General features: G+C 71.6%; 16 protein-coding genes. 4 read left to right on the top strand and 12 right to left on the bottom strand.

Features of this window, described 5'->3' with window-relative positions:
• Positions 1 to 249: 249 nt before the first annotated feature.
• From AB0E24_RS09360 to AB0E24_RS09345, 4 genes are read right to left on the bottom strand one after another with little or no spacing between them, the layout of a single operon-like run.
• Positions 250 to 1278 (bottom strand): L-idonate 5-dehydrogenase, encoded by a 1029-nt coding sequence (locus tag AB0E24_RS09360; RefSeq protein ID WP_359375746.1) that lies wholly within the window; start codon positions 1276 to 1278, stop codon positions 250 to 252.
• Between the two features lie 55 nt (positions 1279 to 1333).
• Complete coding sequence (locus AB0E24_RS09355) at positions 1334 to 2113, bottom strand: SDR family oxidoreductase (protein ID WP_359375744.1); 780 nt, start codon at positions 2111 to 2113, stop codon at positions 1334 to 1336.
• A 52-nt stretch (positions 2114 to 2165) separates the two neighbouring features.
• The gene (locus tag AB0E24_RS09350; protein WP_079257957.1) at positions 2166 to 3563 is read right to left on the bottom strand and encodes a GntT/GntP/DsdX family permease; all 1398 of its coding nucleotides are present in this window, start codon (positions 3561 to 3563) and stop codon (positions 2166 to 2168) included.
• Between the two features lie 19 nt (positions 3564 to 3582).
• Positions 3583 to 4095, bottom strand: coding sequence for a gluconokinase (locus tag AB0E24_RS09345; RefSeq protein ID WP_069870350.1), 513 nt, complete (start codon positions 4093 to 4095; stop codon positions 3583 to 3585).
• Positions 4096 to 4229: 134 nt separating this feature from the next.
• On the opposite strand from AB0E24_RS09345, the gene AB0E24_RS09340 reads away from it, so the two are divergent.
• Positions 4230 to 4961 carry a FadR/GntR family transcriptional regulator gene (locus tag AB0E24_RS09340; RefSeq protein ID WP_069870352.1) on the top strand — a complete coding sequence of 244 codons (732 nt, stop codon included), beginning with the start codon at positions 4230 to 4232 and terminating at the stop codon, positions 4959 to 4961.
• Positions 4962 to 5243: 282 nt separating this feature from the next.
• Here the strand turns inward: AB0E24_RS09340 and AB0E24_RS09335 are convergent, their stop codons facing one another.
• Together AB0E24_RS09335 and AB0E24_RS09330 are read right to left on the bottom strand one after the other, a co-directional pair.
• Positions 5244 to 6413 carry a serine hydrolase domain-containing protein gene (locus AB0E24_RS09335; RefSeq protein WP_283886402.1) on the bottom strand — a complete coding sequence of 390 codons (1170 nt, stop codon included), beginning with the start codon at positions 6411 to 6413 and terminating at the stop codon, positions 5244 to 5246.
• A 271-nt stretch (positions 6414 to 6684) separates the two neighbouring features.
• Entirely contained in the window at positions 6685 to 8091 is a 1407-nt protein-coding gene (locus AB0E24_RS09330; RefSeq protein WP_347235608.1) for an amidase, read from the bottom strand.
• Positions 8092 to 8222: 131 nt separating this feature from the next.
• Between AB0E24_RS09330 and AB0E24_RS09325 the strand changes: the two genes are divergently transcribed.
• Together AB0E24_RS09325 and AB0E24_RS09320 are read left to right on the top strand one after the other, a co-directional pair.
• Entirely contained in the window at positions 8223 to 8369 is a 147-nt protein-coding gene (locus tag AB0E24_RS09325; RefSeq protein ID WP_107474670.1) for an SCO1431 family membrane protein, read from the top strand.
• 58 nt (positions 8370 to 8427) lie between these two features.
• Positions 8428 to 9141, top strand: coding sequence for a B3/B4 domain-containing protein (locus tag AB0E24_RS09320; protein WP_359375740.1), 714 nt, complete (start codon positions 8428 to 8430; stop codon positions 9139 to 9141).
• Positions 9142 to 9552: 411 nt separating this feature from the next.
• Here AB0E24_RS09320 and AB0E24_RS09315 read toward each other — a convergent pair whose 3' ends face one another.
• Both AB0E24_RS09315 and AB0E24_RS09310 read right to left on the bottom strand, forming a co-directional pair.
• A complete protein-coding gene (locus AB0E24_RS09315; protein WP_069870366.1) occupies positions 9553 to 9768 on the bottom strand; it encodes a hypothetical protein in 216 nt (71 codons plus the stop codon).
• 188 nt (positions 9769 to 9956) lie between these two features.
• A complete protein-coding gene (locus tag AB0E24_RS09310; RefSeq protein ID WP_359375737.1) occupies positions 9957 to 11546 on the bottom strand; it encodes an acyl-CoA mutase large subunit family protein in 1590 nt (529 codons plus the stop codon).
• A gap of 134 nt (positions 11547 to 11680) precedes the next feature.
• Between AB0E24_RS09310 and AB0E24_RS09305 the strand changes: the two genes are divergently transcribed.
• Positions 11681 to 12577, top strand: a complete 897-nt coding sequence (locus AB0E24_RS09305; RefSeq protein WP_359375735.1) for a L,D-transpeptidase family protein — start codon at positions 11681 to 11683, stop codon at positions 12575 to 12577.
• Positions 12578 to 12815: 238 nt separating this feature from the next.
• Here AB0E24_RS09305 and AB0E24_RS09300 read toward each other — a convergent pair whose 3' ends face one another.
• From AB0E24_RS09300 to AB0E24_RS09285, 4 genes are all read right to left on the bottom strand, one after another.
• The gene (locus AB0E24_RS09300; protein WP_359375733.1) at positions 12816 to 14033 is read right to left on the bottom strand and encodes a hypothetical protein; all 1218 of its coding nucleotides are present in this window, start codon (positions 14031 to 14033) and stop codon (positions 12816 to 12818) included.
• Positions 14033 to 14713 (bottom strand): RNA polymerase sigma factor, encoded by a 681-nt coding sequence (locus AB0E24_RS09295; RefSeq protein WP_069870374.1) that lies wholly within the window; start codon positions 14711 to 14713, stop codon positions 14033 to 14035. Before AB0E24_RS09295 ends, AB0E24_RS09300 begins: the two co-directional genes overlap by 1 nt.
• Before the next feature lie 61 nt (positions 14714 to 14774).
• The gene (locus tag AB0E24_RS09290) at positions 14775 to 15713 is read right to left on the bottom strand and encodes a DUF4328 domain-containing protein (RefSeq protein ID WP_232638833.1); all 939 of its coding nucleotides are present in this window, start codon (positions 15711 to 15713) and stop codon (positions 14775 to 14777) included.
• Positions 15714 to 16240: 527 nt separating this feature from the next.
• Positions 16241 to 17887 carry a beta-N-acetylhexosaminidase gene (locus tag AB0E24_RS09285; protein ID WP_359375730.1) on the bottom strand — a complete coding sequence of 549 codons (1647 nt, stop codon included), beginning with the start codon at positions 17885 to 17887 and terminating at the stop codon, positions 16241 to 16243.
• Positions 17888 to 18024 lie beyond the last annotated feature (137 nt).

Here is an 18024-nt window from a genome sequence, read left to right as displayed (position 1 = left end):
AAGCCCGGCGGGGCCTTGCCCAAGCCCGGCAAGACCTCACCCAAACCCCGCAGGACCCAGCCCAAACCCGGCAGGGCCTGGCGCAAGCCCGGCGGGGCCTAAGCGCTTAGCTGGAAGTGCCCCGACCTGCCGTCGATCGTCTGCGGCGCCGTCGTGGCTGGTCGCGCCCGCGCGGCGGAGCCGCACATCGACACGGCCCCGCGCCCCTTCGGGGCGCCACCGAACCGCAGCCGGCTTCCGCCGATCCGCTTAGTCGAAGTCCAGCAGCACCTTGCATGACTGGCTGCGGTCCGCGGCCTGGGTGAATGCCCGTGCCGCCTCCCGCACCGGCCGTACCCCGCTGATCAGCGCGTCGAAGGACGGCTCGGCCGCCAGCAGTCGCAGGGCGTCGTCGAACTCGGTGTGGAAGCGCAGCGCCCCGCGTAGTTCGATCTCCCGACTGACCAGCACATTCCCGGCGAACGGGCTCTGCCCCGGCGGCAGCATGCCGAGCTGGACGACCACTCCCCCGCGCCGCACCCGGCGCAGACAGGTGTCGAGCCCGGCGGCCACGCCCGATGCCTCGATCGCGACGTCCACCTCGTCCGAGGGCCAGTTGGGGTCGTCCGGATCGTCGGCCCGTACGCACGCCGTGGCCCCGGCCGCCGCCGCGAACTCCAGGGCGCGGGGCAGCAGATCGGTCGCGGTGATGGCCGCCGCGCCCGCCGCGCGGGCCGCCGCGACGGTCAGGCAGCCGATCGGACCGGCGCCGGTGACCAGCACCTGACGGCCCGTGAGATCGCCCGCGCGCCGCACCGCGTGCAGTGCCACGGCCAGCGGTTCGGCGAGCGCGGCCCGGCGCGGCTCCAGCCCTTCGGGCAGTGCGCGCAACTGCCCCGCCGGAACGGCGATCCGGGACGCGAAACCGCCCTGGACATGGGGGAAGCGCGCGGCGCTGCCCAGGTATCGGGTGTCACGGCAGACGTTGGCGCGGCCGTCGGCGCATTCGGGGCACACCCCGCACGGCGTGGCCGGGTGGACGGCGACCGGGGTGCCGACCGCGGGCCCGGTCGCGCCCTCGTCGTACGCCACGACCGTGCCGACGACCTCGTGGCCGAGCACCATCGGCTCCTGGAGCCGGAAGTCGCCCACCCCGCCGTGGCGGTGGTAGTGGAGATCGGATCCGCAGATCCCGCCGTACCGGATCGCCACGAGCGCCTGGCCCGGTGCCGGTTCCGGTTCGGGGAGTTCCTCGACCCGCAGATCATCCTGTCCGTGGATCACACAGCCCAGCACCATCCGCCCAGCCTCCTCAAGCTCACCTGGTTTTCCGTGGTTCAGCGCCCGTCAGGGCTCATAGCACGCTCGTCATGCCACCGTCGACGTACAGGATCTGTCCGCTCACGAAGTCCGCGGCGGGGGAGGCGAGATAGAGCAGCGCGCCGACCAGATCCTCGGTGCGGCCCCAGCGCCCGGCCGGGGTCCGGCCCTTCACCCAGGCGCTGAACTCCTCGTCCTCGACCAGCGGCCGGGTCAGCTCGGTCTCGATATAGCCGGGGCCGAGCCCGTTGACCTGGATTCCGTACCGGCCCCAGTCCGCGCACATGCCCTTGGTGAGCATCTTCAGCGCGCCCTTGGTCGCCGCGTAGGGGGCGATTCCGGGGCGGACCACTTCGCTCTGGAGCGAGCAGATGTTGACGATCTTGCCATGGCCACGGGCGGTCATCCGCCGGGCAGCCTCCCGGCCCACCAGGAAGGCGCTGGTGAGGTTGGTGTCCAGGATCTGCCGCCAGGCGTCGTCGGTGAACTCCAGCAGCGGCGCCCGGTTCTGCATCCCGGCGTTGTTGACCAGGATGTCGAGCGGGCCCACCCGCTCCTCGACATCGGCGATACCGGCGGCGACGGCCGGGCCGTCGGTGACGTCGAACGCGGCGGTGTGCACCTCCGCGCCGGCGCCCGCGAGTTCGGTGGCGGCCTTCGCGGCCTCCTCGAGTCCTCGCGGATCGCGCCCGTTGAGCACCACCGTGCAGCCGGCCTCCACGAGCCCCCGTGCGAGGGCGTGGCCGATGCCCCGGCTGGAGCCGGTGACCAGCGCGGTGCGGCCCGCGATGTCGAAGAGCGGATGTGTCGTCATGGCGTACGTACCTCTCCGGTTCTCAGCTCGCCAGTGCCTAGATCGCCAGTGTCTAGATCACCAATGACAGCAGCAGGACGAAGCCGAGTCCGACGACGGAGATGATCGTCTCCATCACCGACCAGGTCCGCACGGTCTGCCCCACGCTCATGCCGAAGTACTCCTTGACCAGCCAGAATCCCGCGTCGTTGACATGGCTGAAGAAGAGCGACCCGGCGCCGATGGACAGCACCAGCAGCGCCACATGGGTGCTGGACATATCGGCGGCGAGCGGGGTCATCAGCCCGGCGGCCGAGATCGTGGCCACCGTGGCCGAGCCGGTCGCGAGGCGGATGGCGACCGCGATCAGCCAGGCGAGCAGCAGCGCGGAGACGTTCCAGTCCTCCGAGATGTCCATGATCATCTTGCCGACGCCGATGTCGATGAGGGTCTGCTTGAAGCCGCCGCCCGCGGCGACGATCAGCAGCATTCCGGCGATCGGGGCGAGCGAGTGCTCAACGGTGGAGGAGATCCGGTCCCGGGTGAAGCCCGCCGCCCGGCCCAGGGTGAACATGCCCACGATCGCCGCCGCCAGCAGGGCGATCAGGGGGTTGCCGATGACGTCGGCGACGCGCTGGACACCGTTCTCCGGGTCGTCCACCACGATGTCGACCAGCGCCTTGATGAGCATCAGCACGACCGGGAGCAGCACGGTGAGCACAGTGACACCGAACCCGGGGCGCCGCTCCAGCTCCTCCGAGGGGCGGGTGGGGATCAGCCGGTCCGGCGGGGTGACGCTCACCCAGCGGTCGGCGACGCGCGAGAAGACCGGGCCCGCGATGATCGCGGTGGGGATGGCGATGAGGACGCCGAGCGCCAGGGTGATCCCCAGGTCGGCGTGGACCGCGTCGATCGCGGCCAGCGGGCCGGGATGCGGCGGCACCAGGCCGTGCATCACGGACAGCCCCGCGAGCGCCGGGATGCCGATCCGCATCAGGGAGAAGTTGCCGCGCTTGGCGACCAGCAGCACCACCGGGATCATCAGCACCATGCCGACCTCGAAGAAGAGCGGCAGTCCGATGATGCCCGCGATCAGCACCATGGCCCAGGGCATGGTCCGGTTGTTCGCCCTGGCGAGGATCGTGTCCACGATCTGGTCGGCGCCGCCGGAGTCGGCGAGCAGCTTGCCGAGGATCGCGCCGAGGGCGATCAGCACACCGACGCCCGCGACGGTTGTGCCGAGGCCGGCCGAGAAGCTGGTGATGACCTTGTCGAGCGGGGCTCCCGCGACGGCGCCGAGCGCCAGTGAGCCGATCGTCAGCGACAGGAACGCGTGCAGCTTGGTCTTGGTGATGAGGAGGACGAGGACGGCTATGCCGACGAGAACGGCTATGCCCAGCTGTGCGTGACCGGCCGACGTGATCGGGTCGACGGTGTCCGCTGCCAGCATCTCGACGCTGAGTCTGGTCACGGCGGGTTCCTAACGTGCGTTACTGGTGTTCGAGCCGCCGCAGTTCGGCGGCGGCCCGCTCGGTGATGACCTCGGGTTCCGGGGCGATGTCCACGGCGACCCCGTACTCGTCCGGCTGGAGCGGTTCGAGCGTGGCGAGCTGTGAGTCGAGCAGATCCCCGGAGAAGAAGTGGCCCTTGCGCTCCTTCATCCGCTCGGCGATCACATCGCGGTCGCCGGTCAGATGGAGGAAGACGATGCCGGGCGCGGCGGACCGCAGCCGATCGCGGTACATCCGCTTGAGCGCGGAGCAGCTCACCACTCCACCGCCCTCGGTGTGGTCATGGGCCCAGGCACCGATGGCGTCCAGCCAGGGGCGCCGGTCGTCGTCGTTCAGCGGGGTCCCGGCCGACATCTTGGCGATGTTGGCCGGCGGGTGGAAGTCGTCGGCCTCGGCGTACGGGACGCCGAACTCCTCCGCCAGCAGGGGGCCGATCGTGGTCTTGCCCGTTCCGGACACTCCCATGACCACGACGACCTGGGGGGCGTGCATATGCGTGAAACCTCGCTGTCTTCTTCGACCTCGGCGCCGCCGGACACTCAACCCCACAGATACGACGTATTCAAGAGTCCGTGACTTAAAAGTCATACTTATTTGATGGGTGAGTGTCCGCGTAGGCTGAGCGCATGGACGAACAGGGGCCCGAGGGCCGTGGTCAGAAGCCCAGGGCCCGGGGGCTCCACGACCGGCTCCTGGAATCCCTCGGCCCCGCGATCACGGCGGGCGACTATCCACCCGGCACCGTGCTGCGCACCGATGAGCTGGAGCGGCGCTACGACGTCTCCCGCACGGTCGTCCGGGAGGCGGTGCGGGTCCTGGAGTCCATGCACCTGGTGGAGTCCCGCCGCCGGGTCGGGGTGACGGTGCGCCCCACCGAGGAGTGGGACGTCTTCGACCCGCAGGTCATCCGCTGGCGCCTGGCCGGTCCCGACCGCCCCCGCCAGCTGCGCTCCCTCACCGCCCTGCGCTCGGCCATCGAACCCGCCGCGGCGGCGCTGGCCGCCGAGCACGCCACACCGGAGCAGTGCGCCGAGCTCACCGAGCACGCGCTCAACATGGTGGCCACCTCACGCGGCCAGCAGTTGCCCGCGTATCTGATCCACGACGTCGCCTTCCACCGGGTGATCCTGCGCGCCTCGGGCAATGAGATGTTCGCCCGCCTCGGCGATGTCGTCGCGGAGGTCCTCACCGGCCGCACCCAGCACCGCGTGATGTTCAGCGACCCCGACCCGGAGGCGGTCACCCTCCACGTCCGCGTGGCCGAAGCGGTCCGCGCGGGCGACGCGGAGGCGGCGGAGCGCTATACGAAGGAGATCACCGTGGGCGCGCTGCGGGAGCTGGACATCCTGGCCCCCTGAGATCCTCCGCCCTGCGGCAGTTCCGGGTGGGCGTGTTGTGAGCATGGGTCAGCGGGTGGGGGCTCGAGGCTCGCCGCCGGGCGCTGGGTGAGTGGGGGTGGGCGCCGGTGGCGGTTCTCCGATCGGCGGCTCAGGCCCCGCCGGACTGCCGCGACCTGGCGGGGCCCTGGCGGTTTGCGGGGCCGGCCTCGCCCCTCCCGGCACCCCCCTTCGAAAAACGTTTGATCTGGCGCAACTAATTCGTCAAACAATTTCGAGGGGGTACCCCGACGGCGCCTCCGCTCACGGGGTGTTGGGGCTCCCGGCGCACAGTGCGTGGTCGATCAGGGCGCTGGCCGCGTTCTCCTGTTCCAGGATGTGCTCCTCGCTGTCGCCGCGCGCCTCGGACATGGAGACCACAGCGCTTCGCCTGCCGTCGTCGGTGACGCCGTTGAGGGTGATGTAGCCACCGTCCCCGCCTTCGTGGCTCCAGTAGGTTCCGCCGCACTTCAGGGGGCGTTCGACCAGGCCGAGCCCGTACCGGCCGCCGGGCCACAGCTTTTGGAGGTCCTCGCTCACCGGGAGGGTCCGCTTCATCTCGGCCAGCTGCCGCGCCGGTAGCAGGCGGCCCGTGAGCAGCGCACGGAAGAAGTCGTTCTCGTCCTGTGTGGTCGTGACCCATGAAAGGTTCTCGTAGTCCACCGGTATCTGGTCGGTGACATCCACCTCGGAACCGGGGCCGAAGAGCTGGTAAGCCTGGGCGTGCGGCTGGGGCAGTGCGGGTGAGGTGCCCATCCACCGCGTCCGGTCGAGGCCGAGCGGGCGCAGGATGCGGTCTTCGATCTCCTGGTGGGCGGGGTGACCGGTGGCCTTCTGGATGATCATGTCGAGCAGGATGTAGCCGGTGTTGGAGTACTCCCAGCCGGGCCGGGAGTCCGGCGCTTGGGCCATGGCGCGGGCAACCAGCTGTTCGGGGCTGTAGACGTCGTGGCGCTGCTGGTAGTACTCCTCCGGCGTGGTGTATCCGGGCAGGTCGTCGTGGATGCCGCTCCTGTGCTGGAGCAGTTGGCGGAGGGTGATCCGGGGGGCGTCGTCGCCCGGCACCACTCCCGGCAGCCAGTGGTCGACGGTGTCGTCCAGGGACAGCGTCCCCTCGGCCTCCAGTTGGAGGACCACGGTGGCGACCATCGTCTTGGACGTGCTGGCCATACGGAAGTAGCCGTCGGCAGGGACCGGGCGGCCGGTGTTCAGGTCGGCGGTGCCACTGGTGGCGACCGACTGCCGGCCGTCAGGCGCGATCACGCGGGCCTGCACACCGCTGACGCCGAGCGCGTGGATCGCCTCGGTGTCCTGGCGCAACCGCTCCGCGGGGGAGGGACCGGCGGGCTGGGCGACGGCGATGGCCGCCTCGGCGGCGAGCAGCGTAACGACACCGAGCGCCACGGCGAGGTGCTTACGCAGGGTCAAAGTCATGGCCGAACGCTAATTTCGCCCCCGCCGCGGCACGATCCGGCGCACCCCAGGATCCGCATGGGGGATATCCCCCCACCGCGGGCCGCCCGGCGCCGACCTCGCCCCCCGGGCCACGGAAGCCGCCACCGCCCCTCACCCTCACCGGCCCGACGGCCGACGCCACGAGCCCGCCCCGGCACCCCCTGCCCCGCCACTCAACTGCGCCGAAGGCGCGAGACGGCGCCGCGCCCGGCCACGTTCGACGCCCCTCCGCGCACCGCGCCCCCGTCCGCTAAAGCGCGGGCCACCGCTCGTACCACCGCTGGTCGGCCTCCAGTTGAGCGGCCAGCGAGATGAGTACGGGCTCGCTGTTGGCGGGGCCGAGGAACTGGGCGCCGAGCGGAAGGGTGCGGTGCTCGGGGTCGGCGAACCCGGCGGGGACGTTCATCGCGGGCCAGCCCAGTACGTTCCACGGCCAGGCGTACGGGCAGGCCGCGATCATGGCCCGGTCGGTCCGCCAGCCCGACAGACCGGCCATGGCCCCGATCCGCAGCGGGGGCGTGGCCGTCGTCGGGGAGAGGACGACGTCGAAGCGCTGGAAGATCGCCCCGACATGGCGCCGCAGCGGCCCCTCGTACGACCGCGCCCACCGCAGCGGGGCGCCACCCAGCAGACGGCCGTTGCGGACCGCACCACGGGTGCGGACATCGAGCAGCAGCGGGTCGGGAACGCGGCTGGACCACTCCGTGAGCCCGGCCGTGGCGCGCGGCAGGAAGGAGAAACCCACGAGCCCGTAGCGCGGCTCGGCCTCCACGACCTCATGGCCGAGGGCCGCCAGCCGTTCGGCGAGCCGGACGATGGCGGCCCGCACCACCGGGTCCAGCCTCTTCGACGTCCCCGTGAAGGCCGTCTTGAACGACAGGGCGATCCGCAGCCGCCCGGGGTCGCGGCCCACCGCCGACAGCACATCCACCGGCTCCGGGCGGTGCAGCTCCCCCTCATGGTTGCCGGTCGCGACATGCAGCAGCAGCGCGGCGTCGGCCACCGTACGGGCCAGCGGGCCGTTGCAGGTGATGCCGTTGAACGCCTCGATATCCGGCCAGGTGGAGATCCGGCCGCGCTGCGGCTTGATGCCGACGAGATGCGTCCAGGCGGCGGGGATACGGACCGAGCCCGCACCGTCGGAGCCGAGCGCGGCGGGGACCAGACCGGCGGCGACGGCGGCCGCTGCGCCGCCGGAGGAGCCGCCGGGGGTGTACCCCGGGTTCCAGGGGTTGCGGGTGTCGCCGAAGGCCGGGCCCTCGGTGAACGGCCACTGCCCCAGCTCGGGGGTGTTGGTCTTGCCGACGATCACGGCCCCGGCCGCCTTCAGCCGCCGTACCGCCTCACCGTCCTCGGCCTTGGCCGGAAAGTCGCCGGGGCAGCCGAACGCGGTGGGCTCGCCCGCCACATCCGTATCGTCCTTGACCGCGAGCGGGACCCCGAGCAGCGGCAGCCGCTCCCCGGCCGCCAGCCGGCGATCGGCCTCGGCGGCCTCGCGCAGGGCGGCCTCGGCGCGGATACGGCGGAAGGCGTTCAGCGTGGGCTGTGTCTCGGCGATACGGCCGAGCGCCTGCTCGACCAGCGCGCGGGAGGTCACCTCGCCGCCGGCCAGGGCACGGATCTGCTCGCCCAGACCCTTGGGAATGACGCTGGTCACCGTGGACCTCCTCGGGTGAGTTCGGCCACTCCCCCTTTACCTCAGATGGCTGCTCCGCGCACCCTGGGCAACGGTGATGACCCGTTTCATCACTTTCATCACGATCATCGCTGAGCACAGAGGACACCCGCATGACCGACATCGCGGCGCGCCGCAGCGGCCTCCACTCCCGCACCGGAGGCCCCTCCGACGACCAGGATCAGCTGCTGGAACAGCTGATCGGCTGGTGGCTCGTCCTCGTCCTCGCACTGCTCACCACCCAGCTCGGGCTCATCTAGCCGACAGCGGCCGCCTGGTCCATCACACTGCACCGCGCCGTATGGCATAGTGAACCGCATGACGTTCGACGCCGCCGGCTGGCTGGAATCCGCCGCCATCGACCCCGCCGTACTCGCCCTGCGCCCCGACTACCGGGCGCTGCTCATCACCGCTGAGGGGCTGCGCCCCGGGCCGAGCGACGAGCTGAGCGAGCGGCTGCTGGCCGACGCCGAGTCGACGGCGCGGGAGCGGTTCGGGGACGGGCCGGTGGAGGAGCATCCCCACCTGGCCGCCTGGCGGGAGGCGTTCCGCGCCTTCGGGGCGAAGCCGCAGCGCACCCGGCCCAGCGCGGAGGCACTGCTGCGGCGGGTGTCCGCCGGGCTGCCCCGGGTGGACCGGCTGACCGACATCTACAACGCGATCTCGGTCGGCCATGTGATCCCGCTGGGTGGCGAGGACCTCGACCACTACGTGGGCGCGGCCCGGCTCGTACGCGCCGAGGGCGACGAGACCTTCGAGACGACGGCCGGGGGCGAGCCCGTGGTGGAGCACCCGGCGCCCGGCGAGGTGGTGTGGCGGGACGGCGCGGGCGTCACCTGCCGCCGCTGGAACTGGCGCCAGTGCACCCGGACCCGGCTCACCCACGACACCACTCGGGCGATGTTCGTGCTGGACGCGCTGGGGCCGACGGACGACACCGCGCTGAAGGCCGCCGGCGATCAGCTCATGGAGGCGCTGACGGGCTCCGGCCCGGGGGTGACGATCGCCTCCAGGCTGCTGGGCGGGGCGTAGCGCGCGGGGGTGCCCGGCGGGGCTGTTCCCCTCCCCGCCCCTTCCCGAAACTGGGGCTCCGCCCCAGACCCCGAAGCCCAGGGGCGAGGCCCCACCCCCAGGGCAAAGCCGCATATCGATGTAGCGGAAACCGACGGAGACGCAAACAGCCCACCGCAACCGTCAAGGTCCGTCGGGCACCTCCCGGCGCCCTGGCGCACTCGGGCGCCGGGGCCGCGCAGCGACGAGGGGCGGATCTTCCCGATACCAGGGGCCTGGGGCGGAGCCCCAGATTCGGGAAGGGGCGGGGAGGGGAACAGCCCGCCGCAGGCGTCAAGGCCCGCCGTACATACCTGGCCGCTGGGGGCGTCACCCGCCCCCGGGCAGCGCGTCCCGGCGTGCTGAGCCATCCCCCAGCACGCTGGGCGCGGCCTAGAACAGCGCCTGCTGTCCCTGCGTCGGTGGTTCCTCCTCCCCGAACAGCTTCGGCGGCGTGGTGAGGAGCGGCGCGATCCGCCGCGAGCCGGGGCAGGAGATCAGCTCATACGCGGAGCGCCGCCCCGGCGGGTCATGGCGGGCGAAGCGCCCGCCGACGACCGCGATCTCTCGGGTGCAGACCGGGCAGGCGCGGCGGGGTGACGACGACATGGCTCCAGTGTCACCCACCCCGCCGACAACGGCCCCGGGCCGACGCCCGTCCACCCGGCAGCGGCCAGGCGACCGTCGGACCTCGGGCGTCCGGACGTCCGAGACCTGACGCCTAGCACCCGGCACCCGGCGGCGACCCAGCGCCCAGCAACGACCCGCCGCCCACCGCCCACCGCCCGGTGGGCCGTTCAGAAGGCGTCCACCGGCTTGTACGCGCCCCATACCTCCCGCAGCGCGTCACAGACCTCACCGAGCGTGGCCCGCGCCGCGAGCGCGTCCTTCATCGGGTACAGCACATTGGCCGTGCCCGGCTCGCTCTCGGCGGCCTTCCGCAGGGAGGACAGCGCCGCGCCCACCGCCGACCGGTCGCGTTCGGCGCGCAGCCGGGCGAGGCGGTCGCGCTGCCGGGCCTCGATCTCCGGATCCACCCGCAACGGCTCGTACGGCGCCTCCTCCGCCAGCTGGAAGCGGTTGAGGCCCACCACCACCCGCGCCCCGGCGTCCGTCTCCTGGGCGATCCGGTACGCGTTGCGCTCGATCTCCTCCTTCTGGAAGTTCCGCTCGATGGCGGCCACGGCCCCGCCCAGGTCCTCGACCCGCCGCATCAGATCGACGGCCGCCTCCTCGACGGCATCGGTGAGCGACTCGACGGCGTAGGAGCCCGCGAAGGGGTCCACGGTGGCCGTCACATCGGTCTCATGGGCCAGCACCTGCTGGGTGCGCAGTGCCAGCCGGGCGGAGGTGTCGGTCGGTAGGGCGATGGCCTCGTCGAAGGCGTTGGTGTGCAGCGACTGGGTGCCGCCGAACACGGCGGCCAGGCCCTGCACGGCGACGCGTACGAGGTTCACCTCGGGCTGCTGGGCGGTGAGTTGGACCCCCGCGGTCTGGGTGTGGAAGCGCAGCATCTGGGACTTCGGATCGCGGGCGCCGAAGTCCTCCCGCATCACCCGCGCCCAGATCCGGCGCGCGGCGCGAAACTTGGCGACCTCTTCCAGCAGCGTGGTGCGGGAGACGAAGAAGAAGGAGAGCCGGGGCGCGAAATCGTCGATGTCCATCCCCGCCGCGACGGCCGTACGGACGTACTCGATGCCGTCGGCGAGGGTGAAGGCGATCTCCTGCGCGGGCGAGGCCCCGGCCTCCGCCATGTGGTAGCCGGAGATCGAGATGGTGTTCCACTTCGGCAGCTCTGCCTTGCAGTACTTGAAGATGTCCGCGACCAGCCGCAGCGAGGGGCCGGGCGGAAAGATATAGGTGCCGCGGGCGATGTACTCCTTGAGGATGTCGTTCTGGACGGTGCCGGTCAGCCTGCTCCCGGGCACGCCCTGTTCCTCGGCCACGAGTTGGTAGAGGAGCAGCAGCAGGGCCGCGGGCGCGTTGATGGTCATGGACGTCGAGACCTGGTCCAGCGGCAGGCCGCCCAGCAGCACCCGCATGTCCTCGAGCGAGTCGATCGCCACGCCCACCTTGCCGACCTCGCCGTGCGCGAGGGGCGCGTCGGAGTCGTAGCCCATCTGGGTCGGCAGGTCGAAGGCCACCGACAGTCCGGTGGTGCCGTGCTCGATCAACTGCCGGTAGCGGGCGTTGGACTCGGCGGCGGTGCCGAACCCCGCGTACTGCCGCATCGTCCAGGGGCGGCCGGTGTACATCGTCGGATAGACCCCGCGGGTGAAGGGGTACTCCCCCGGCTCGCCCAGCCGCCCGGCCGGATCCCAGCCGCTGAGCGCACCGGGCCCGTACACCGGCTCGACGGGGAATCCCGACTCCGACTCGCGCGCCATGGGTCACGCCTCCTGATGGCTGATACCGGGTGTTCTCCCGGTACGGGGCCTTCTTCACAGCATGCGTCGATGTTCGCCCCCCGGCAGCCCCGGGAAGCATTCAGAGCAAAAAGATCAGGGGAGTGGGGGTTCAGATGCACCGGACAGCGGTGGTCGGCACCGCGCTGGCCACGGCCACGGCGGCGGCACTGGTCGCGGGATGCCGACCGGGGGAGGCGACCGTGAACGGCCGGGGGCAGGACCGGCCCCAGGCCCGGACCAGCACCAACGCACCCGCGCGGGACACTCCGCGGCCGCATCGCACCTTCACCCACAAGGCCACGCCCAAGCCCAAGCGGGCCGTGGTGCCCCCGCCGCGCGCCACGACACCCGCGCCGCGGCGCACCGCGCCGAGAGTGGTCCCGCCCGTGATCGCCTTCAACACCAGCGGGGACCGGGTGCGCGAACTCCAGGCGCGGCTGCGCGCGGTCGGCGTCTTCCACCGCAACCCGACCGGCTACTTCGGCACCATCACGCAGGCGTCGGTCAGCGCCTACCAGCGGGGCCACGGCCTCGCGGCCACCGGCTCGGTGGACCAGCGCACCTGGACCTCACTGCGCTCGGCCACCAAGACCCCCACCCGCGACGAGTTGTACCCGCCGACCACCCTTCCGCTGGCCAAACCGGATGCGCGGTGCCTGACCGGCCGGGTGCTGTGCATCAGCAAGAGCAGCCGCACCCTGGCCTGGATGGTCAACGGGCGGGTGGTGTCGGCGATGGATGTGCGCTTCGGCTCGGAGTACACCCCGACCCGGGAGGGGCTGTTCCAGGTCAACTTCAAGAGCCGGGACCATGTGTCGACGATCTACCACACGCCGATGCCGTACGCGATGTTCTTCAGCGGCGGTCAGGCGGTGCACTATTCGGCGGACTTCGCCGCCCGCGGCTACAGCGGCGCCTCCCACGGCTGCGTCAACGTCCGCGACAAGAAGAAGATCAAGACCCTCTTCGAAAAGGTGAAGGCGGGCGACAAGGTCGTGGTTTACAAATAGGGCGGCAACCATCAATTGAGCAACCCCGACGGCGAGGACCCGGTCCGCGAGAGCGGCGCCGGTTTAGGCGCAAAAGAGGGGCGGCGCGGGCAGAGCCGGGGGAACGTGCTCTGCCCGCGCCGAATGCGCGGAGCCGTCGGTACGGGGGGAACCTCGGCTCCCGCGCGGCCGATGACCAGTCGGCCCGTTTCTTTCAGCGTCACCGCTGAAAAAAACGTCACACCTGGGTGCCGGAGTCTCAGCCGGCACCCGTTTCCGAAGTGGTCGTGGGGCCGCCCGAAGTGGCCGGATCCGTGGAGGCCGCGGAGTCAACCGCGGGCGTCGGCGTGGTGGCGTCGCTCGGCGTGTCCGTGGGGTCCACCGGGGGCGGCGGGGGCGGGGGGACCGAGCCGTCGCCCCCGCCGTCATTTCCCTGATCACCGCCCGAGTCGCCACCGCTGCCCGACCCGGCGTCCCCACCCGAGCCGCCGGAGTCACCCGAGCCGCCGGAGTCACCGGAACCGCCGGAGTCGCCGTTGCTCCCGCCGTTGCCGTTTCCGCCGTTGTCCGAGCCTCCGCCCGCGCCGCCGCCACCGTTGCCCGAGTTCTCGTCGCTGCGCGGGGTGCCCGTACTGTCGTCGGAGAGGATCTGGGTGCAGTAGCCATGGATGGCGGACGCGCTGCCCGCCGCCTTCGTCAGCTTCTTCAGCGACTTCTTGTCGAGTTCCGCGCCCGAGCCCGACTCCGCGGCCAGGTACTGGGGGCAGGCGGTGAGGGCCCAGTTCGGAACGCCGGGCCCCGAGCCGTTCGACGAGGGGCCCTTTGTGTCGCCGTTCTTGTCCTTGCCGTTCGGATCGGGGGTGACGGCCCCGCCCTGGGCGCCGCTCGAACCCACGTCGCTGGCATCGTTGTCGCCCGAACCGCTGGGATCGGGCGCCGTCGTGCCGCCGTCCTCGGAGATCTCCGGATGGGCGGAATCCCCGCCGGATCCGCCGTTCGACATGCTCACCGAGGGGCCGGGAGTGTGGTCGCTCTGCCCGAACGGGGTCGGCAGCACACCCGCCGCGGCCGCGACCGCGAAGCCGCTCAGCGCACAGCCGGCCACCACCGCGACCATGCCCGCCCGCAGCGGGCGGCGCAGCCGTGGCTGTCTCTCTCTGAATCTCCGGATCGGGTGCGGCCGCCGGGCCATACCCATCTCGGCCACGGTGTCCGCTTCGGCCCCGGCCCCGACACGGGCCGCCCGGAAGGCGGCCAAGGCCGCCTCCTCACCCGGAAGCGCGGGCCCGTCGGAGGGGGACACCGGACGGCCCGAGGCGGCAACGGCGCTGAGCACGGCCGCCAACCGCTCCGCATCGGCATATGACTGGTCGCCCCGGCCGTCAGGGGTTACGGGCTGCCCCTCGACCGGTTCGCCGCGAAGCAACCGCTCCGCGGCATTGTCATCCAGCCAGCTGTAGCGGTGGTCTTCGGCCATCACATGTCCTTCTGCGTTGGCGCGCGTGAATCCGTCACACCAGCAGACTTCGCCACACCCGGCTTGGTTGCGCCGCCGCGGTGTGACTCACGTTGCCCTGGGATGCCGTCGGCCCCCGAGTCGCCCCCCATCACCGGGCCGATCAGGTCGGCGAGCCGCCGCAGCCCCCGGTGGGCGGCGGTGCGCACCGCGCCCGGCCGCTTGCCCAGCACCGCGGCCGCGCTCTTGGCGTCGAGGCCGAGAACCACCCGGAGCACCACCGCCTCGGCCTGGTCCTGTGGCAGCTGGGAGATCAGCCCGAGCGCCCGGCCGGTGCCGATGGCCTCCATCGCCTCCCCGGCCGTATCCGCCTCGGACGCGCGGAACTCCAGCTCCGAATCGTCGCCGCCGATGGCGGGACGCCGTCCGCGCATCCGTATGTGGTCCAGCGCCCGATTACGGGCGATACGTGCCGCCCAGCCCCGGAACCGGTCCGCGTCCCCGCTGAAGCGTTGCAGGTCACGGGCGATTTGCAGCCATGCTTCGGAGGTGATGTCCTCCGCGTCTGCATCGCCGACCAGCGTGCGCACATAACCAAGGAGACGAGGGTGTACGGACCGGTAGACGGTCCGGAAGGCGGTCTCGTCCCCTTCCTGCGCCGCGCGCACCGCGGCGGTCAGTTCCGCGTCGTCCGGCTGCACGCTCTCTTCCTGCCCCACTCGGAGAATCCGTGGTCAGTCGATTTCCGGCGTAACCCGCGGGCTAGCCCTGCCCGTAGGGCGGGTACTGCTGGCCGGGCTGGCCGGGCGGCGGGGTCGGCGGCATCTGGGGGGCACCATACGGGCCGGGCCCGGGGGCCGGGGAGCCGTACGGATTCGGCACCGGCATCCCGTACGGGGCCGGGCCGGCCATCTGCGGGGGCAGCGAGGCGCGCTGCTCCTGCATCGTGGTGATCTGCCGGACCAGCAGCAGCGCCAGGACCGCCGCGGCCATGAAGATCACGATGGCGAACATGTCGAAGGCCAGGATGGAGTGCAGGCTCTCGATGTCGCTCTTCGCCTCGGAGCGCGAAGGCGTGTAGTCGTCGCTCTCCACCTTGGCCCGCAGGATGTTGTAGCGGAATCCGCCGACGGCGTTGCTGACCAGCGCGACGATCCACGTCACCCACCAGCCGTTGAGCAGACCGCGGCTCACGGCGTGCGGCCCCTGCGGGGAGCTGGCGCGCCAGATGTCGTTGGCGATCTGCTTGGGGAACCACAGGTTCACCACGGGGGTGAACCAGGAACCGGCCGCCCAGCCGCTGCTGAAGCGGTGCTGACCGGGCGCGAAGACCTCGGCGTTCAGCCGCAGCCGCCGGAACCAGATCGCCCAGACCACGGCGATCGCGACGGTGAGCAGCGAGTAGATGACCTGTGCCGCGGTGAACAGGTCGTCGGCGTCGTTGAGGTCGTCCTCGGTGATGGAGACGGACTTGCCCTCGACCGCGTCCAGCATGTCCCCGATCACGCCGTACTGGCCGGATCGCGCCACCAGGAGGAAGATGAGCGCCGGGAGCGCCAGTCCGAAGAGCGTGACGAGCGTGGTGGAAATCCCGCGCCGCAGATCGACCCCGCCGGTCGGCATGCCCATCGGCGGGGCGGCCGGGTAGCCGCCGGGCGCCGGCGGCATCTGCGGCGGGACGGACGGCTGCTGCGGCGGCACGGCCGGCTGCTGTAGCTGCTGCTGGTAAGTCCCGCATGCGGCACAGCGCCCGTCGGGGCCGACGGCAACAGCCCGGCAGTTCCCACACGGATACATGGTCTTTTGAGTCCCCCTGGGAACGTGGCCCGCTCCGGGCCACGCGAGAAAATAAGCCTCTGACCGCGCCCAGAGCGCGGACCTGCACGTTACGGGCATCCGACCGGTCACGTCCAGAGCGGAACGGGCCCCGGACACGGGGTGAAGTCCCCGGTTTCGTACAAGGGGAGGTGTGACGGAACCGAGCCGTGCGACGCTGTAGGGGGTACGAGCCTTTCGCAGGCTCTCCCTGAACGACGGTCGGGGCCTCTCCTGTGGGGGGTGGCGGCCCCGACCGTCCTTCTTTCCCCCTCGCGCGTCCCTCGCACATCCCTCCTGGATTCCTTCTGGATCCCTCTCGGATTCCTCCCGGATCCCGCTCGGGGCTTTCTCTGGGGCCTTCCCCAGTCTTCTCGGACCCGGTTCTCGGACCCAGTTCTCGGACCCGCTTCTCAGACCCCGAGCCGCTGCGCGAGCCGGGTGAAGTCCGACCAGCTCAGCGGCGGCTTCCCCGGGTACCACACCCTCTGGGCCAGCGCGGCGAGCGGCAGCTGGATGCCCCGGGCCACCTGTGCGGGGGTCTGGGCCTCGGGCCGGTCGCCCCAGATCGCGAGGCGGGCGCCGAGCACCCGGTCCGGTCCGGTGAGGGTCTTGTCGGGGACGGGCTTGGAGCCGCGGAGCACCGCCGGGGACCACTCCTTGTAGATGCGTTCCCCGGTCGGGTAGGTGAAGCCGCCGGGCTGGCCGAGCACGTAATAGAGGTATTCGTCATTGAGGTTGACCACCTTGCGGCCCTCCCGCAGATACTCCTCCGGCTGCCGCGCCGTCTCCTTCAGCCGTCCCGTCCAGTACTCGACCTCGATGTCCTTGTCGGGTTTGACGATGCCGCCGGTGACGAAGCCGTCGTTCCACGCCTTGGGCTGCTTGCCCAGCTTCCGGGCGAACCGGGCCCGGTCGTTCAGCCAGCCGGTGACCAGATCCTGCACCGTGGCGCTGGGGCCGTACTTCGCCTTCGCGGCGGCCACCAGCCTGGGGAACGACGCCTGGGGGTCCTTGACCGTCAGCGCGAGGTACTCATCGGCGCCCAGATGCCACCAGCGGCCGGGGAAGAGCGGGGCGTACTCGCGCATCAGGTCGTCGACGATGCGGGCCGCGGCCGGATTGGCGATGTCCACCGACCCCTGGAACGTGGTGCCGCCCGCGTTGCGCAGCTGGAGCTGCGGATGGGCCCTGATGACGGCGCCGAGGTGACCCGGCGAGTCGATCTCGGGGATGACGGTGATGTGCAGCCGCCGTCCGAGCGCGACGATCTGCCGGACCTGGTCCTTGGTGAGGTACTGGGACGAGACGATCTCGGGGTGGCTGGTGCTCTGGATGCGGAAGCCCTGGTCGTCCGAGAAGTGCAGGGCCAGCTGGTTGAGCTTGAGATCGGCCATCTCGCGCATCCGGGCCTCGATCCACGCGGGCGGGTAGAACTTGCGCGCGATGTCCAGGTTCAGACCGCGCTGGGCGCGGTCGGGCCGGTCGTGGATCACGCCCTCGGGGAGGCGGCCGCCGGAGCGCAGGGCCTGTTTCACGGTGCGGGTGCCGTAGAAGACGCCCGCGTCGGCCGGGCCGGTGATCCGGGCGCTGCCATTCGCGACCGTCAGGGTGTACGCCTCGGCGCCGCCGCTCTGGCGCGGGGCGAGGGCGAGGGAGAGGTCACCGCGGTGGGCCGTGCCGGAGGCGGTGCGGAGCCCCAGCTCCGCGGCGATCATGCGGGCCTCGTCGGCGAGCGGACCGTTGAGGTCGGCCACCACCCGGCTGTTGTCGCCGGGCCGCCAGCCGGGGCCCGAGGCCGCGGTGAAGTCGCGGACGGAGGGGATGGTGCGGGGCGGGGTGGCGGCCGCGGTGCCGTGGGGCGGTACGGCGGAGGGGGATCGCGCCGAGGTGGCGGTCGTGGCGTGCGCGGAGGGGTGCGCGGGCGTGGAGCGGGTGGCGGCCGGGCGCCCGCCATGGTCCTGCTGACAGCCCAGGGTCAGCAGGACGGAAGTGACGACGGCACCCGCGATGAGACCGCGGGCGCAGGACGCCTTGGTCGCTCTGAGCGGCAGTCCCATGGCGGTGTACCTCCTTGTTCCGGGCTTGTTCCGCCCTTGCTCCGCCCCTGTTCCTGACGAAAAGCACCCTATTCCGGGTGGAAAACACCCTGCGCCCCGAATGCCGTCCACCGCATGCAGTAAAACCTCCCCGTTCG

It is taken from the genome of Streptomyces malaysiensis subsp. malaysiensis (assembly GCF_040653035.1).
Classification (GTDB): domain Bacteria; phylum Actinomycetota; class Actinomycetes; order Streptomycetales; family Streptomycetaceae; genus Streptomyces; species Streptomyces malaysiensis.
Note: the sequence above shows the minus strand (reverse complement) of the source record. Positions and strands in the feature narration are given on the sequence as shown.

Coding starts and splice junctions, on each gene's coding strand:
- AB0E24_RS09360 (WP_359375746.1), bottom strand. CDS start 1,278: ATGGTGCTGGGCTGTGTGATCCACGGACAGGATGATCTGCGGGTCGAG.
- AB0E24_RS09355 (WP_359375744.1), bottom strand. CDS start 2,113: ATGACGACACATCCGCTCTTCGACATCGCGGGCCGCACCGCGCTGGTC.
- AB0E24_RS09345 (WP_069870350.1), bottom strand. CDS start 4,095: ATGCACGCCCCCCAGGTCGTCGTGGTCATGGGAGTGTCCGGAACGGGC.
- AB0E24_RS09340 (WP_069870352.1), top strand. CDS start 4,230: ATGGACGAACAGGGGCCCGAGGGCCGTGGTCAGAAGCCCAGGGCCCGG.
- AB0E24_RS09335 (WP_283886402.1), bottom strand. CDS start 6,413: ATGACTTTGACCCTGCGTAAGCACCTCGCCGTGGCGCTCGGTGTCGTT.
- AB0E24_RS09325 (WP_107474670.1), top strand. CDS start 8,223: ATGACCGACATCGCGGCGCGCCGCAGCGGCCTCCACTCCCGCACCGGA.
- AB0E24_RS09320 (WP_359375740.1), top strand. CDS start 8,428: ATGACGTTCGACGCCGCCGGCTGGCTGGAATCCGCCGCCATCGACCCC.
- AB0E24_RS09315 (WP_069870366.1), bottom strand. CDS start 9,768: ATGTCGTCGTCACCCCGCCGCGCCTGCCCGGTCTGCACCCGAGAGATC.
- AB0E24_RS09310 (WP_359375737.1), bottom strand. CDS start 11,546: ATGGCGCGCGAGTCGGAGTCGGGATTCCCCGTCGAGCCGGTGTACGGG.
- AB0E24_RS09305 (WP_359375735.1), top strand. CDS start 11,681: ATGCACCGGACAGCGGTGGTCGGCACCGCGCTGGCCACGGCCACGGCG.
- AB0E24_RS09300 (WP_359375733.1), bottom strand. CDS start 14,033: ATGGCCGAAGACCACCGCTACAGCTGGCTGGATGACAATGCCGCGGAG.
- AB0E24_RS09285 (WP_359375730.1), bottom strand. CDS start 17,887: ATGGGACTGCCGCTCAGAGCGACCAAGGCGTCCTGCGCCCGCGGTCTC.